At 44.2% G+C, this 15643-nt stretch carries 13 protein-coding genes and 3 pseudogenes; 8 read left to right on the top strand and 8 right to left on the bottom strand.

Annotation, left to right across the window (positions count from 1 at the left end; genetic code table 11):
- A partial coding sequence (locus F6K20_RS05390; RefSeq protein WP_287293998.1) for a thioredoxin domain-containing protein occupies positions 1–150 on the top strand: 150 nt, incomplete at its 5' end.
- 66 nt (positions 151–216) lie between these two features.
- On the opposite strand, the gene F6K20_RS05385 is transcribed toward F6K20_RS05390, so the two are convergent.
- Together F6K20_RS05385 and F6K20_RS05380 are read right to left on the bottom strand one after the other, a co-directional pair.
- Positions 217–3177 carry a methyl-accepting chemotaxis protein gene (locus tag F6K20_RS05385; RefSeq protein ID WP_008191491.1) on the bottom strand — a complete coding sequence of 987 codons (2961 nt, stop codon included), beginning with the start codon at positions 3175–3177 and terminating at the stop codon, positions 217–219.
- Between the two features lie 443 nt (positions 3178–3620).
- Positions 3621–3983, bottom strand: a complete 363-nt coding sequence (locus F6K20_RS05380) for a response regulator transcription factor (RefSeq protein WP_008191493.1) — start codon at positions 3981–3983, stop codon at positions 3621–3623.
- Between the two features lie 532 nt (positions 3984–4515).
- On the opposite strand from F6K20_RS05380, the gene F6K20_RS05375 reads away from it, so the two are divergent.
- Positions 4516–5718 (top strand): aminotransferase class V-fold PLP-dependent enzyme, encoded by a 1203-nt coding sequence (locus F6K20_RS05375; protein ID WP_287293996.1) that lies wholly within the window; start codon positions 4516–4518, stop codon positions 5716–5718.
- A gap of 383 nt (positions 5719–6101) precedes the next feature.
- Here the strand turns inward: F6K20_RS05375 and F6K20_RS05370 are convergent.
- A pseudogene (locus F6K20_RS05370) lies at positions 6102–6365 on the bottom strand (ATP-binding cassette domain-containing protein); the annotation flags it as partial.
- A 135-nt stretch (positions 6366–6500) separates the two neighbouring features.
- Here F6K20_RS05370 and F6K20_RS05365 point away from each other — a divergent pair.
- From F6K20_RS05365 to hypA, 3 genes are all read left to right on the top strand, one after another.
- On the top strand, positions 6501–7478 hold the full coding sequence (locus tag F6K20_RS05365; RefSeq protein ID WP_287293995.1) for a 2-hydroxyacid dehydrogenase: 978 nt from the start codon (positions 6501–6503) through the stop codon (positions 7476–7478).
- A gap of 825 nt (positions 7479–8303) precedes the next feature.
- A complete protein-coding gene (gene speB / locus F6K20_RS05360) occupies positions 8304–9506 on the top strand; it encodes an agmatinase (protein ID WP_287248703.1) in 1203 nt (400 codons plus the stop codon).
- A 15-nt stretch (positions 9507–9521) separates the two neighbouring features.
- Complete coding sequence (gene hypA, locus F6K20_RS05355) at positions 9522–9902, top strand: hydrogenase maturation nickel metallochaperone HypA (RefSeq protein WP_287248705.1); 381 nt, start codon at positions 9522–9524, stop codon at positions 9900–9902.
- 484 nt (positions 9903–10386) lie between these two features.
- On the opposite strand, the gene F6K20_RS05350 is transcribed toward hypA, so the two are convergent.
- From F6K20_RS05350 to F6K20_RS05340, 3 genes and pseudogenes are all read right to left on the bottom strand, one after another.
- Positions 10387–11889: a high affinity choline transporter 1 gene (locus F6K20_RS05350; RefSeq protein WP_287293993.1), complete on the bottom strand. Its 1503-nt coding sequence runs from the start codon at positions 11887–11889 to the stop codon at positions 10387–10389.
- A gap of 707 nt (positions 11890–12596) precedes the next feature.
- Entirely contained in the window at positions 12597–12845 is a 249-nt protein-coding gene (locus F6K20_RS40500) for an IS1/IS1595 family N-terminal zinc-binding domain-containing protein (protein WP_502708811.1), read from the bottom strand.
- An 887-nt stretch (positions 12846–13732) separates the two neighbouring features.
- Positions 13733–14051, bottom strand: a pseudogene (locus tag F6K20_RS05340) (class I SAM-dependent methyltransferase); the annotation flags it as partial.
- 109 nt (positions 14052–14160) lie between these two features.
- Between F6K20_RS05340 and F6K20_RS05335 the strand changes: the two are divergent.
- Entirely contained in the window at positions 14161–14562 is a 402-nt protein-coding gene (locus tag F6K20_RS05335; RefSeq protein ID WP_287253126.1) for a pre-16S rRNA-processing nuclease YqgF, read from the top strand.
- Between the two features lie 143 nt (positions 14563–14705).
- A complete protein-coding gene (locus tag F6K20_RS05330) occupies positions 14706–14843 on the top strand; it encodes a hypothetical protein (protein WP_154659990.1) in 138 nt (45 codons plus the stop codon).
- On the opposite strand, the gene F6K20_RS05325 is transcribed toward F6K20_RS05330, so the two are convergent.
- Positions 14813–15076: a DUF3146 family protein gene (locus F6K20_RS05325; RefSeq protein WP_008191512.1), complete on the bottom strand. Its 264-nt coding sequence runs from the start codon at positions 15074–15076 to the stop codon at positions 14813–14815. The genes F6K20_RS05330 and F6K20_RS05325 overlap by 31 nt on opposite strands.
- Before the next feature lie 49 nt (positions 15077–15125).
- Here F6K20_RS05325 and F6K20_RS05320 point away from each other — a divergent pair, with 49 nt between their 5' ends.
- Positions 15126–15311 (top strand): hypothetical protein, encoded by a 186-nt coding sequence (locus F6K20_RS05320; protein WP_071102475.1) that lies wholly within the window; start codon positions 15126–15128, stop codon positions 15309–15311.
- A gap of 67 nt (positions 15312–15378) precedes the next feature.
- On the opposite strand, the pseudogene F6K20_RS40495 reads toward F6K20_RS05320, so the two are convergent.
- Positions 15379–15465 (bottom strand): annotated as a pseudogene (locus F6K20_RS40495) (secondary thiamine-phosphate synthase enzyme YjbQ); the annotation flags it as partial.
- Between the last annotated feature and the right edge of the window lie 178 nt (positions 15466–15643).

Raw genomic sequence — 15643 nt, 5'->3', positions numbered from 1 at the left:
AACACCGACGAAAATCCTAAGGTGGCAGGTGATTATGGTATCCGCAGCATACCAACGTTGATGATTTTCAAGGGAGGTCAACGAGTAGATATGGTGGTGGGTGCAGTCCCCAAAACTACCTTGGGGAATACTCTCGAAAAGCACCTCTAATGGCAAAAGGCTTGTAGGCAAAAGGGGAAATGTAAAAGATTGCTTCCCACCTCCTCAGCTCCTCAGCTATTCGTCACCAATCTTAAATTGACCAACGGACATCTGCAACTTCTGGGCAACCTCTACAGTTGTTCGTAGGGATTGAGAGACTTCCCCAGAAGAATGAGAGGTTTGTCGGGAGGTGGCAGCAATTTCCTGTATTAAGTCAGTAACGTCCCGAGATGTTTTGGCTTGGGAAACTGTGGCGTTAGAAATAGATTGGACTAACTGGTCAATCTCATGGGAGACGGCAACAATTTCTTCTAGGCTCTGTTTAGCCTTGAAAACCATTTGGGTTCCATCAACCACTTGTTTTTTTCCGTCTTCCATGGCTTTGACCACCTCTTGGGTTTCCTGCTGAATGGTGTCAATCACCTGTTCAATGTCTTTGATGGCATTGGCTGACTGGGTTGCTAGTCTACCCACTTGTTCCGCAATCACTCGAAACCCTTCTCCCTCTTCTCCCGCACGGCTCGCTTCAATCCCAGCATTGACTGACAGTAAATTAGTCTGTACGGCTATTTCCTGTACCAACCCCACTACTTTAGCAATCTCCTGAGAAGATTCCCCTAGCAGCTTTACTTTTTTTGCTGTGTTGACTACAGTCTCTCGCAAATTTACAATAGTCTTAACTGTGCTATCCATGGCTTGCCCACTAGTAAGGGCAGCGTTTGAGGCGATGTGAGAAACGTCTGCTGCTTGGCGGGCATTTTTTGAGACGGCTTCAATCGAGTACATCATCTGCTCAATAGAGCTTAGAGTGTTGGTAACCTTATCTGACTGCTCGATGGCTTGCTGGGCTAATTCACCCACTGCCTGTTCATCAGCAGCAACAGCAGTATTAACTTGGGTCGAGGCAAGTTTGACCTGGATCACAATTTGCCGCAAACTTTCAATCAGGGCATTGAAGAAGTCCGCCACTGTACCAATTTCCCCCTCACCCACTTCCGCCCGGACTGTGAGGTCTCCCTTGGCAGCATTTTCCACATTATACAAAAGTTCCAGTACTTGGTGCTGGAGTGCTTCTTTTTGCTGACGTTGTTCAATAGCATTTAACTCCGCCGCCCGGCGTGCTTGTTCGATTTGGTCAGAGGTTGATGCTGCTTTCTTTAGCGCTAAGTCCGCGTCTACTCGTGCTTGTTGTAACTGTTCAAACAGATCAGCTTGGTTGAGGGCAAAGCCAATCTGAATCGCCAATTGCTTTAATAAATCCGCCTCTTCTGGCTGCCAGTCCCGTGGCTCAGAACACTGGTGAGCACATAATAAACCTACCAGTTCCTCCTCATGCAAAATGGGCGCAACTATGTTGGCTTTGACCTGTAGCCGTTCGAGAATCTCACAGTGGCAGCCCGTTAAGCTAGCTTCATAAACGTTATGGCAAACCCAAACTCGCCCGCTTCTGAACCGATCCACAGACCCTGGCCGCAATGGGTCATTGATAAATTTCCCCATGGCTTGAATCCAACCAGGTGCTACGGATTCCGCCATGATTGTTCCACTATCCCACCCTTCATTGAATCTATAGATCACCACCCGGTCGGTTTGCAAGATGCTGCGAACTCCATCTACTGAGGTACTGAGGATATTTTCTGATGTCACAGATTTATAAATAAGGCTGGTAAACTCAGCCAATAACTGGGAGCGCTCCGCTATGGCTTGCTGCAGAAAAGCCTGTTGAGCGAGAGCTTCTTCCTTAGATACGATGTTGTCAGCAAGTTTATTGAAGGTATCTGCCAGTTGACCAAGTTCATCAGTAGCTATTACCTCAGCACGGGTTTGGCGATCGCCTGCTGCAAATTTATGGGTAGTCTGGTGTAGCCTTTTAATCGGTTCAGCAATAGACCGCCCCAGCAGAATTGCCAAAAATACATCTATTGCTAATGCCAAGAACCCAATCGACCCTTGTACCAGTAGGCTACCTGTAAGAAAATCATTCAGGTCAGATTCGCTAGTCCCCCGGACTAATACTGCCACCGGTTCTCCCTGAGAATCCATTAGAGCTTTTGCTGCCATGGTGTAGGTTTGCTCTCCTACCTTCTGACGGTCGGTAACTAACTCGCCCACTTTACCAACATTAACAGCTTTCTCAAGTAGGGATTGGTTAGGTAAGGGAAGATCAGATTGGGCTTGCTCCAAATTGGCAGCTTTACCTTGGTCTAAGGCTGTTACTAAAGCAAATTCTCCCGAAGGCTGACGCAAATAAACAGCACTGTAGCCTCCGTTAAAGGTTTTCAGGGTTTCCTTGACAATCGGTTCCTTGCCATTAACAATATCCCCAGAAACCAAAGCACCAATCACCTCGTCAGTTTTTCGGTCTTTTACTGGTGTGACCGTGTAACGAATTAGGGCACCTTGCTTTAGGGCATCTTGCTTGATCAACCCCTCAGGCAAAGGGGGTGATTCTTTTTTTAATTCTTCCCAGCTTACAATTTGATTGGCTGTAATTTGCTGAGACTGCTTGAGGACTTGACTAACCAGGTTATTGGGATCAAACCTTTCTTCTTTCCGGTCAGCATTAGCATTAACAATAATTCGTAAATCTTTGTCCACCAGAGTGGCATATTCAATCTGGCGAGCCTTAACTTCATTCTGGAGAATCTGCTTAACTTGTCCCTTTAATGACTTGGACAATAACTGATTTCTACTATGGGCAAGAGCAGCTTCAATAATAGCAGTATTTTCCGATTGACCACGGAAACCAAACCCCATTTGGTTGATTTTAATGTTGTAGTTGATTTCTGTGACAGCCAATTCTGACTGAGCTTGTCCACGTAATTGTGCTCTTCCTCCGAATATAATTAATATTGCTCCTACACCCATTAGTGCAGCCACAGAGATTACTTCGGAGGAAAACAAACTAACAATTTGCTTACTCCTAACTGGTAAGTTATAAAACCATTGTAGGCGTGATTTTTTGCTTTGTTGAGAATAAGAAATTCTGAGGGTAGTCGTTGGCTTGATTACGGGGCGCAATTGTCTACCTGTCATTATTAAGTAACTATCCAACTAGTTTAATTAAAAAAAAATAAAAAAAATTATAAGTATCTTATTATTTTTTTTATTTGAATTTTTTGTGATTTCAATAAAATAGAATAAATTTTATTTTTTTTATAGCGGAGCTCATATTAATGAGGTACAGACACCTATTTTTACCCTGTGCCCTGATCCGAAGTTCCCTGTTCCCTAAAATCCAAAACTTGTGGACTTCACCTATTTGATGATAAATGCTATAATTTTTATGACAGTACTGTGTTGCCTGTAATATCGCTAGCCACAAAAAAAAAATAATCGCAATAATAATAACAGAAATAAATTAATTTAAATTAAATCGATTTTTATCTATTACTTTTATCTCTTTTAAGAGATAAATTATTAGGGGCTAATTAGTGTTATGACTCCTATGAATCAAATGATGTGAATCAACTGATGACTCAAACCACAGCCAACTTAACAATGTCCACTAGCTGCTGTTTAGAAAAAGGTTTGGTGAGATAGGCATCAGCCCCTTGTTTCATACCCCATAGACGGTCGATGTCCTGATTTTTAGAAGAACAAATAACAATGGGAATGCTAGTGGTATCCCGATGGTTCTTCAGGCTGCGGCACAACTCAAAGCCACTCATTCCTGGCATAACTATATCTAGAACTATAACATCAGGTTTTTCCGTTACTGCCTTATCCAAAGCATCTTTAGCATCGGCAATACAAATAACTGTGTTACCACTTTCCCGTAGGTATCTAGCCATTAACTCTAACTGAGCCAGGTTATCTTCAACAATCAAAACTTTACTCATAGTTCAATTAATTGGTGTTTAACACTATAATCTAATCATGAACTTGTTGACTGTTGACTATTGGTTTACTATTGACTGTTGACTGTCCAATAGGGTCAACTCAACAAAAAACGTTCAATTCAATAAACTTTTCAAGTTTAGTCAAGTTTGATTTTCATTGACCTAGTAAAAAATAAAAGTTTTATAAAAGTTTTATAAAACTTTTATAAAACTTTTATAATTAATACGGCTAATTAGACCGGTTCTAGCTTACTGCTATGGACTTAATCCAAAGACAGTAGTAGAGTCAGTTGACTGGAGCATACATAATAAAATAACCCCAAGACCAACGGATTAGTGTTAGCTACCGTCAACTGAGGAATTGCTTAAATTTTATACATATGCACTTGACAAGCTCAAGCAGAGCTGTAGAAATGCACTAAATTTGCGCTGTTTAAATTAAGACATATGTCTTAGTTCAATATATCCAAAAAATTTTAGCTTGTCCACGGGGCTAATAAGATAAAATACCACGGGAATGACTAAAATGCTCATGACTGGTATATCTCCTACAGCAACTCCACGGGAAATCCACCGACAGCAATTTCCGGCATTAGCCCACAAAGCCTATTTCAATTTTGGGGGCCAAGGGACTCTGCCTCTGGCATCTCTAAATGCTATCCAACAAGCCTATGAGTATCTGCAGCGCTATGGCCCATTCTCTGGTAAAGTCAATGACTGGGTTACCGAGGAATCCCACAAAACTAGAAGTGCGATCGCATCAGAGTTGGGGACATCAGCAGAAACGATCACCCTCACAGAAAATGTGACCGTTGGCTGCAATATTGCGATGTGGGGGATTGATTGGCAACCGGGTGATCATATCCTGATGAGTGATTGTGAACACCAAGGCATTATCGCTACTGCCCAGGAAATTTCCCGTCGGTATCAGGTAGAGGTATCTACTTGTCCAATTATGGCAACTCTAAATCAGGGAGACCCCACTAAAACTATTGAGCAATACTTACGACCTCAGACGCGATTGGTGGTATTGAGTCATCTACTGTGGAATACCGGTCAAGTATTGCCACTCAAGGATATTACTCAAGTGTGTCACAACTACGATCAGAGTAGCCAATTGGTTAGGGTTCTCGTGGATGCAGCTCAGTCAGTAGGTTCTTTGCCCTTAAATTTAACCGAAGTGGGGGTAGATTTCTATGCCTTTACCGGTCACAAGTGGTGGTGTGGCCCAGCAGGAGTTGGAGGTCTCTATGTAAGTCCAGATGCCAAAAGCCGCCTCAATCCTACATTTATTGGTTGGCGGGGGATTATTCTGGATAAAGCTGGGAAACCTGTGGATTGGCAACCAGATGGACAGAGATTTGAAGTGGCTACCTCGGCTTATCCCCTGTATGGAGGATTACGTAGTGCGATCGCAATTCATCAGCAATGGGGAACTGCTGAGGAACGTTATCACCAAATTTGTCAATTGAGTGAATACCTATGGCAAGGCTTATCCAAGTTAGAAGCAGTCAGCTGTTTGGCTACTTCACCACCCAAAGCTGGTCTGGTGTCCTTTGTGTTGACTAATGGCAAGCGCCATAACACCTTAGTAGAGTTTCTGGAGCAGCAAGGCTTTTTGCTACGAACTCTCCGAGACCCAGACTGTGTCCGTGCCTGTGTTCACTACTTCACCCAGCCGGATGAAATTGATAGGTTGATTGAGGCCATTGATGGGTTTAGTTCTGATAATTAATCAGAAAAGCTTAAGTCAAAGCTTAAGTCAAAGTTTAAGGAAAGATGCACCCCATTAGATAGTCATGGCCTACGATTCACACACATTTCATACTTTCAATAATGAGGGGTTAGTGTTTGCGATCGCATTTGCAGTTAGGTTTGTTTTGTATTAGTTGATGTCTTTTTTCGTTGACGATTGACCGATTGACCCTTAACGGTTGATAGTTCACTGTCTTGATGCAATAGCGAGTGGGGGAAACCACGGCAATAGCGAGTGGGGGAGACCACGGCAATAGCGAGTGGGGGGAACCCCCTTTGGCGGCGCTGCCTCCCCAAGACCGCGCTGCCTCCCCAAGACCGCGCTGCCTCGCTGTCAACCGTTAATATCATGTCAGGATAATTAGCCTCTTCTACATCATGGGTAATCATTAATATAGTGCAACCCGTTCGCTGCCAAATCTGGAGTAGAAACTGTTGCATGGTTTCCTTATTTTGTATATCCAGTGCGCCAAAGGGTTCATCCATCAGCAGGATCTTAGGATGACAAGCTAGAGATCTTGCGATCGCAACCCGTTGTTTCATGCCCCCAGATAATTCTTTCGGATAGAACGTAGCAAATCCAGACAGCCCAACCAAATCTAAATAATAAGCAGCCTGTTCTCGGCGAAAATGCAATCAGCCAGGTCTAACTAAGGGGAATCACTATGCTAGAGTATCACCCATTACAATACCTTTCTATTTGCCTTTCTACACTAAACTACTCAATACTAAGTACTAAACTACTCAGCACTGACCCACCCCATGTCTCAACCCAAAGTCTTGATAACTCGCCGCCTTCCTGATACCAGACTCGAACAACTCCACCAAATCGCCAATGTCGAAATCTGGCCAGAGCGTCAACCGCCTCCCTACGACGTATTGCTCAACAAAGTCAAAGAAATCGATGGCTTACTGTGCCTACTCACAGATTCCATTGACAAGCAAATCATCGAAGCTGCACCATCCCTCAAGGTAATCAGCCAATTAGCAGTAGGTTACGACAACATTGATATCTCTGCTGCCACCATCCGGGGTATCCCCATTGGTCATACTCCTGGTGTGCTGACTGAGGCTACAGCTGACTTAGCCTGGATGTTACTAATGGCAACAGCACGGCGAGTGATTGAAGCAGATAAATTTGTACGTGCTGGTGATTGGCAGACTTGGGAACCTACTTTATTGTTAGGACCAAACATCACCGGTGCTACTTTAGGAATTGTTGGGTTTGGACGCATTGGTCAAGCTGTTGCTCGTCGTGGGCGAGGGTTTGATATGGAAATTCTTTATTACAGTCGGCATCGACGGGACTCAGAATTAGAACAATCCCTTGGTGTAAAGTATGCTGAATTCGACGTGTTGCTAAGGCAATCAGACTTTATTACCATTCACACTGCTCTGTCTGAAGAAACCTACCATCTATTTAGTACTCCCCAGTTTGAGCTGATGAAATCCTCAGGGATCTTGATCAACACCGCACGAGGAGCAATCGTAGATCCAGAAGCATTGTACCAAGCTCTGAGGAATGGTCAAATCGCTGGGGCTGCTCTGGACGTAACTAAACCAGAACCTATTCCTATGGATAGTCCTTTGTTGACCTTGGATAATCTGATCATTACTCCTCACATTGGTAGTGCAACGTACCAAACGCGATCGCAAATGGCTACGATGGCGGTGAATAATCTTATTGCTGGACTTTTGGGTAAACGATTACCCTATTGTGTGAATCCACAAGTTTATTAGATTAAATCAGTTTCCTTCAGTTCTAGGATTTGTCTGCAAACTACTCGATCAAGAAAAGTAGGGTGTAAGACAGTGGTAATTTATCATTGCTTCCCCTACTTCCCCTGCCTCCCTTGGCTCCCCTGCATCGCTACACCAAGGGTTTTTAGACCCAAGCAGACATGCCCTAGCTTTTAGCCAACTCCCTGAGATCGAACTCAAGTAAAAGAAATCGGGAGCATCCCATTTTTGCCCATAACACTTTCAATTATGTTTTTAAACCCTAGTACTCTCGTTAGTTTGAGCCATGGATTTGCCAAATTGGGATGCTCCCAAGAAATCTGTAGGTTTATCATTTCAGAACCTATCGGTGAGAAGTGTGAAGTACCCCAACCTGCAACGCTCTCGGTTGGGGCTTCCAATTCTCAACTCAAATCAGGGACGGTCTTATTCGTCAAAAGGGTTTCCCGCTTCATCCGCCGACGCCTCAAAAAGCCGCGCTAGAATTGGTCTTACTCAGCGTCCACAGGCAGACATCCGCCTTCCGCAGATGTATAGTGTTACGACAGACTCACCTTGGAATTACAGCATCTATGGCTAACCAGCCGGGGCAAGTCTCTTCCCTGAGCTCTGCTAGTACTTTTACACCTTTAAGGTAGCCTTTTAGTCAGTCAGGCGGGTCATCGACCAACTTTATTATATCACGAATCGTCGTAGGTTATCGTCTCGCTATCCATCCCGGATAGCAAGTTTTGTTAAAAAATACCATAGCTTTCATCTCCAACCTGCGGAATGTACGCTATAAATCGCTGATTAAGATGTTTTGAAAACTTCTCGGGAGTGCAAATGACTGAAAATTCTTCTGAAAACCCCTTGTTTGAAAGCCCAGGCAGTAACAGTTCAAATTCTTCTGAGGCGGAACGTGCCCTGGAGCGTGAAGCTCAACTACCATTGACGGGATGGCAGCAGGAGGTGTCAAAGGGGCTCGAATACGGGCTGGAAGCGGCAGAGAGTATTAGCGATCGCACCATTCCCACCTTTTCGCGGGGTGAACTACCTCACTACGCTGGGATCAATACCTTCCTCAAAGCGCCCTATCTCGAAGATGTTCGCCAGGTTGAGGCATACGATGTGGCCATTGTTGGGGTTCCCCACGACTCGGGAACCACCTATCGCCCTGGAACCCGCTTTGGTCCCCAAGGCATTCGCCGCATTTCTGCTTTGTACACCCCTTACAACTTTGAGTTGGGGATTGACCTACGAGAGCAAATTACTCTCTGTGACGTGGGAGATATTTTTACAATTCCAGCCAACAACGAAAAGTCATTTGACCAAATTTCTAAGGGCATTGCTCACATCTTCAGCTCTGGAGCGTTTCCCATCATTTTGGGAGGGGATCATTCCATCGGATTTCCTACCGTTCGGGGTATTTGTCGGCACTTAGGGGACAAGAAAGTTGGGATTATCCACTTTGATCGCCATGTAGATACCCAGGAAACTGACCTGGATGAGCGGATGCACACCTGCCCTTGGTTTCATGCAACTAACATGAGGAATGCTCCAGCCAAGAACTTAGTGCAATTGGGCATTGGCGGTTGGCAAGTACCTCGCCAGGGAGTCAAAGTTTGTCGGGAGCGGGCAAGTAATATCCTGACAGTAACCGATATCACTGAAATGGGATTGGATGCAGCGGTAGAGTTTGCCCTCGAACGGGCACTAGACGGTACCGACTGCATTTATATCAGCTTCGATATTGACTGTATCGATGCTGGTTTTGTTCCTGGTACAGGCTGGCCCGAACCGGGCGGACTGCTCCCCCGGGAAGCTCTGTATCTACTGGGCAAGATAGTTCAGCAGGCTCCTGTTTGCGGTTTGGAAGTAGTGGAAGTCTCACCGCCCTATGACATCAGCGACATCACTGCCCTGATGGCAACTCGCGTCATCTGTGACACAATGGGGCACCTAGTGCTATCCGGTCAACTGCCGCGCCAGGAAAAACCCTCCTACATTCATCCAGAAGCGCAGCCGGAATTAGTAGAGTGGACTTGAAGGTGGATTTTAACAATGCATGAAACTGACATGACCAAGGCACTAATTGTGACCTTGCGCAATTGGTGGCAAGCACAGCCAGAGCGACCCAAAATTTCCTGCGTCCATCTGACAGTAGGCCAGTTCACTGGTGTCGAACCTGTGAGTTTGGAATTCGCCTTTAAAGCTCAAATTTCCAACACCTTTTTGTCTGGTGCAAAACTGGTGATTCAGGAAACCCCCTTAATTGCCTTTTGCCATCAGTGTCAACAAGACTATCGGCCTGAGATTGATAGTCAATATGCTTGCCCTGAATGTAAATCACCGATGGAAGACATCCGCTCTGGGCGAGAATTAAAGATTGACCGACTTGAATACTGTGGCTCTGCTGTTGAAGCCGATATACCACAGCTTTGATGCAGCTCTGGAAATTAACCTGCTCGATTAGATTGATTTATGAATTACCCCAATAATGATTAGAAGGGTAATCAAAAAGCGATCGCTAGGAGCTGTAAGCGATCGCTTTTTGGTATTTATTACTAACTTTTGAAAAAGTATAAAAAAACCATAATTTGAGGTACATGACTTTTATTATGGGTAGATAATAAAGTATTTTGTTTAGGTGCTTAATCAAGATATTGAAGTATGAATTTAGATCATTTTAAGCACCTAAACAAAATTAATTACCTATTCCCAATCTCTGTAACCCTTACAGTGTAAGGTTTTGAGTTTTTAACAATGTGTAATTAATTTTGTGCACCTGGTTATTTTGGTAAAACCCTGGGGGGGTGAAATGCAAGCTGAAATCATTACTGGGTAATAATTTCAGCCCAGAAGTTACTTAATCGGTGCTCTTGACCGATATTTTGGGATAGAATTACTAGAAGTGATCGCCATAATTTTAACTGCGATACAATTGAGCTTCTCTTTCTTCAGACCGCACGCTCTGTCTAGTAATTTTACTTCCTCCAGTTATATTGGAGACGAGAATAAATGCGACCAATCCCACCAAAGGACTAATCATAGTGGGGAAACCATCGAAATCAGCAGTAAAAATACTGTTAGGAATATATAACAGTGTATTATCGATCCCGAAAGTAGTAGGCATCAATACAAATAGTATCAGCCGCGTCAGCGAACCCAGAATAATACAGGATAGGGCACCCTGCCAAGTTGCTTTAGACCAGTAAATTCCACCTGCTAGGGGTACTACCAACCCTGCAAATCCCAGATCGAAAGCTAGCAGTAGTAGAACTCCAGTTTGAGGAACTTTTAAAGCAAAAATCACTCCTAAAGTGGTAATTACAAAAGCCATGACGAGGGTAATCATTAACAGCCTGTCTCCTGCTGCGTTGTGGTCGTCATGGCGGATACCAATAATATTATGAGCAATTACGGAAGAAGTACCCAAAATTGCACCATCAGCGGTAGAAAGAGACGCGGAAAGAATGGCGACGATGACTAATAATCCCAGCAGGGGAGGTACTATACCATCGAGGAGAGCATAAAGGAGCGGTCCATCGGGGGTAATCCCGGCCGAAGCGAGAATTTGAGGTGCAGACAGAGCAATCAACGAAAACGGAATGCCGATAATTAAAGTTCCCACACAGCCTATTAGACAAGCCCTTTGGGCAGTTTCGGGACTGTCAGCGGCAAAGATTCTTGCCATAAAATCGATCGCCACAATATCCCCAAATCCCAACGCTAACAGAGTCGCCCAATTAACTGCCGCGCCAGCAGCAGGATCGCTTAGTTGTGCCAAAGCCAAAGGACCAGTATCAGCAGCAATATTTAAGCCAAAGTTGCCAGCAATGAACAAAAGTAAACCTAAAGAACCGACAAAAGCAATTCCTACTTGAATGGCATCGGTATAGGCAACGGCAAACAACCCACCGCTAGCAGTATAGATAAAGACGACAATCGCTAGCAGCATTATCCCAGCCGTATAACTGGTGCCTAAAAAGGCTTCAAACATATATCCTCCTGCTACCAAGTTACCAGCTAGCAAAAAGGAAAAACTCAACACCATCAGGAATGATGCTACTACTTCAGTTTGGCGGTTATATTTAACTCGATAGAAATCTGGCAGGGTAATTAAACCCATGCGGTTCATTGGTTTGGCAAAAAATAGTGCGGTTAAAAATAAACACAGTGCTAACCCAATGGGTAAAGATGCACCAGCCCAGAAACCAAATTTCCCCACCAAATCTGTATTGCCCAAAGTGGCGTTAGAGTCTACCGACTGCGCCATCAAAGTTGCTGCCGCTAGGGGTAAGACTAGCCCTCTTCCAGCAACCAAATAGTTTTCACTATCTCCTTTTACTTGTTTTGCTGCCCACATTCCAATTCCCAGGGTGGCAAACAAAAATACTAAAATTCCCCAGAAAAGAAGTTTTTGTTCCATAATTACTCCCGGTCAATGTTTGACCGTATAACATGTAGTGAGTAGGTAGGGGTCAATCAGGGTAAACGCATCTAATTTTTTAAATCCTATATATAGTGTTTATAAAATTAAGCACTATATGTGGAAAACCAACCAATTGTCAATAAGCACAATAAAACCTGGTTTATTGAGAAATACCCCCACTTTATTGACAAGATGCGTTTACCCTGAGGGGTCAATAAACCGAGCGATAGAAAGGAATATACCACAGTAAACCCATAGAAAATTGTCTATAGCAATCCTTTATGATTCGTGAAATATATTCGGCGAAGCTATCGCTATAACCCTTGCCCAGTAAGGATTTACGATTTTGCATATTTTACAAATGATTTAGGATTGCTATAGAACCTATCCTGACTGCCTGACACATCTGCGTGAAACCGATGCGTATCAGGCTCGACACTGTAACGACTGAATCCGTGAGAACCAGATGCGATTGACATGCAGTCACGCTACGCGAACATAAAAATCCTCACGGGCTTTAAGAGCGGCGCTTAGCACGGTTGCGGGTCAATGGGATCGCAAGGGGATAGGTGTTAAAAGTGGACGACCTTTGTGGAGAACTCCCATTAGCCAGCGCAGACCGATTTTCAGGTAGCTGATACCCCTTTGCCAATGAGGATTGACCTTTGGTCACGCGTGCGCGTTCAACCTGCCGTCGCAGACCGTTAAGTTGAACGGCCATACCTTAATCCATGCCATTTAGATACATTGTCTTGATACAGTCGCTCATGGGGGGAACCCCCAAGACCGCGCTGCATCGCTTTTATGCAGAGAAATTTAGTTTTTTCATCGTAACCACGCTCAGTTTTAACCTCTATAAATTGCCGTCCACATTCGTTGCATTTATATCTTTGTTTTCCTCTTTGATGACCATATTTATGAGTTTTATGACTATGACATTTAGAGCATTCCATGGTTTTATTTTTAGTAAACCATTTTTGGATTCAGCAACGCTGTTTTAGGCTGTCTTGGGTTGAGTTTACACAAAGAGTGTTGAGAACTTTTTGTCTGTTCCACAACTTCATGGGCAGTACAGCAATAGGGAGCATGTCACTTATGTAGAACATTTGTACTAAAGCTATAGCCCCCTCATGGGTAAAAGCCAAGCTCCTATGGTACATAGTTCATTTGTTCTGGAACATAGACTTGCTCCCCATCAATTTGTGAGAACAAAATAATATTAGCCCTGTTTTATATCTCTGAACCTCATAAAACTCATAGAAAAACTCATAGAAAAACTCATAGAAAAACTCATATCTCACGAAAAACTCAGGGAGCATGTCACTTATCCAGCAACATTAGTACATTATCTGGGGAATGGGGAATGGGGAATCGGTAATAGGGGGAGCATGTCACAATACCCGAATATTTGGGGAGCAGGTCAATTTTGTAAGAACACTTGAACTACAAACCCTTGAACTACAGTGTTTTCGGGGCTTCAGTAGCAGTCATGAGTTATTTTAGTACATTTGTTCTACAAATTTGACATACTCCCAAAACTCATAGAAAAACTCATAAAACTCATAGAAAAACTCATAGAAAAACTCATATCTCACGAAAAACTCAGGGAGCATGTCACTTATGCAGACCCTTGAACTACAGTGTTTTCGGGGCTTCAGTAGCAGTCATGACTTATTTTAGTACATTTGTTCTACGAATTTGACCTGCTCCTCAGCAATATTCTTTTAGCCTTCTCGGTTTAAATACATACTTATTTTTATATGTCTGTATTTTTGGCTATTTTTTTATCTACGTTTACCCTGAGCATATTATGAGTTCGTTTTTCTTGCGCTTACCCTGGTAAGTTGGTCTGTTGAGCAGTTCCATCCCGGAATTCAACCAATGGATGGGTGGTAGCAGCTTGTCTCATCTGAGTATTGGGTTCGATGGCAATCACTTGCACTCCCCGCCATCGCTAGTAGCCGAGAGGAAATTCCTGTTCCTGCACCAATATCCGCAGCTACCAGTTGCTCTGTGTGCTCAAGTCCTTCCAGAATCTTGTCGATAGCTGCAGCTGGGTAACTGGGTCGGTATTTGGCATAATCTGCCACCAACTCAGAAAATCGACTCTCTGGGTTCATCTGGTGTAATGGTGTTGTCTCAAGGTTCCTTTCGCCCATGATTAATACCAATCAGGATTTAGGCAATCACTCTTCTTGTAGAGTAGGGTACTAGTTGTGTTGCCAGATTAGCAATTTTGACAAATATTTAGATAACCCGTGACTTGAGATGATTTTAGGCTTCGATCCAGGACGAGATAAATGTGGTGTAGCAGTGATGGAAAAAGAGGGTCAGCTGCTAACCCATGAGGTAGTCGCTTCAGGAAATGCGATCGCAAAACTCCAGCAACTGTGTCAACAATTCCCCATTGAAACTATTGTCATGGGAGACCAAACTACTGCCAAGAGATGGAAACGGAAAATCAAGGAGGAATTACCAGCATCAGTACCTATTGTCCTGGTAGATGAGCGCTACAGTAGTTTAGAAGCTCGCCCACGCTACTGGCAAATGTATCCTCCCAGAGGGTTCCAACGGCTCATTCCCCAAGGAATGCGCCAACCTCCTCGACCCATTGATGATATTGTGGCAATTTTGTTAATCGAGCGCTATATAATCAAAGGCAAAAGCTAGAAGGGATATCGTCGTCTTCCCTTGGGCATGAGCTATTGACAGGATGCTCAAGCCTGTGATCAACTTACCCACATCCCTGACTTTCCTGACTTTCCTGACTTCCCTCTCTTATCCCTTCTGAGAATATAGCGTTTATCATAGTTATGAGGTACATAAGTTCCCTACTCCCGATTCCCTACTCCCGATTCCCGATTCACTACTCCCTACTCCCTAAAACCATGAACTTTGTACCTCACGGAATTGATAAATGCTATAGTTCGGCTCGAATCGTAAAAGCATAGTTTCCCCCTGGTTCGAGCTGGTAATCGCACTGTTCTAAAAATCGCCCCAGGGGTTCCTGAATCAAGGCACGTCCGAGAGAGGGGGTGACTAACAGCTGACTTACCCGAAAATGCCACTGAAACTGCCATTCATAGTCTGCGGCTTGAACTTCCCCTTCAATCTTGCCCTGTTGCCAGCAGTGCCGCGTAATTCTGACGTAGGCAGTGGTTTGAGGCAGACCCTTTGCACTCACAATGGTAAAAAATCCTAATCTGCTTTAAAGACATAGGTTAGCAGACCTGTTGGCAGATAAGTCAATAGCGATCAACCCAAATCTGATATCAGTGTGGTTGCTTGATGCCCAAGGCACCGAGGTGCTGACGGATGCTTTTTACAAAACCCTTCCAAAAGAAAACATCACTAATACTCAAGCCCTACAGCAAGCACAACTCTCGTGGCTATTGACTCCTGAATACAGTCACCCTTAGTACTGGTCAGCATTTATTCTTATAGGTAATGAATTTAGGTAATAGTTAGAATAGATATTGGTTGATATTAAATCCCTGCGATATGCACCACCAACTCCCGGTAGTGAGCCTGTCGCCGATGCTCCCAAATATAAATGCCTTGCCAGGTTCCTATCCCTTCCCCTCTCGTCAGGAACCTGGACGATGGACCCGGTCCACAGCGTGGTCCAGTTCTCGGTCGCCACCTCGGCATCTCCAGCATCCGCGGTCGGTTCGCGGAGGCAGAGGCGGCACTCGAGGTCGGCGACGACCTGACCGGAACTGGACTGTCGGCCACGATCGGCATGGGTTCG

It is taken from the genome of Moorena sp. SIO2C4 (genome assembly GCF_010672485.1).
GTDB classification, from domain to species: Bacteria; Cyanobacteriota; Cyanobacteriia; order Cyanobacteriales; family Coleofasciculaceae; genus Moorena; species Moorena producens.
Note: the sequence above shows the minus strand (reverse complement) of the source record. Positions and strands in the feature narration are given on the sequence as shown.

What these genes read in the sequence shown, in the direction of transcription:
- F6K20_RS05385 (WP_008191491.1), bottom strand. Translation starts at nt 3,177, where the DNA reads ATGACAGGTAGACAATTGCGCCCCGTAATCAAGCCAACGACTACCCTC.
- F6K20_RS05380 (WP_008191493.1), bottom strand. Translation starts at nt 3,983, where the DNA reads ATGAGTAAAGTTTTGATTGTTGAAGATAACCTGGCTCAGTTAGAGTTA.
- F6K20_RS05375 (WP_287293996.1), top strand. Translation starts at nt 4,516, where the DNA reads ATGACTGGTATATCTCCTACAGCAACTCCACGGGAAATCCACCGACAG.
- F6K20_RS05365 (WP_287293995.1), top strand. Translation starts at nt 6,501, where the DNA reads ATGTCTCAACCCAAAGTCTTGATAACTCGCCGCCTTCCTGATACCAGA.
- speB (WP_287248703.1), top strand. Translation starts at nt 8,304, where the DNA reads ATGACTGAAAATTCTTCTGAAAACCCCTTGTTTGAAAGCCCAGGCAGT.
- hypA (WP_287248705.1), top strand. Translation starts at nt 9,522, where the DNA reads ATGCATGAAACTGACATGACCAAGGCACTAATTGTGACCTTGCGCAAT.
- F6K20_RS05350 (WP_287293993.1), bottom strand. Translation starts at nt 11,889, where the DNA reads ATGGAACAAAAACTTCTTTTCTGGGGAATTTTAGTATTTTTGTTTGCC.
- F6K20_RS40500 (WP_502708811.1), bottom strand. Translation starts at nt 12,845, where the DNA reads ATGGAATGCTCTAAATGTCATAGTCATAAAACTCATAAATATGGTCAT.
- F6K20_RS05335 (WP_287253126.1), top strand. Translation starts at nt 14,161, where the DNA reads ATGATTTTAGGCTTCGATCCAGGACGAGATAAATGTGGTGTAGCAGTG.
- F6K20_RS05330 (WP_154659990.1), top strand. Translation starts at nt 14,706, where the DNA reads ATGAGGTACATAAGTTCCCTACTCCCGATTCCCTACTCCCGATTCCCG.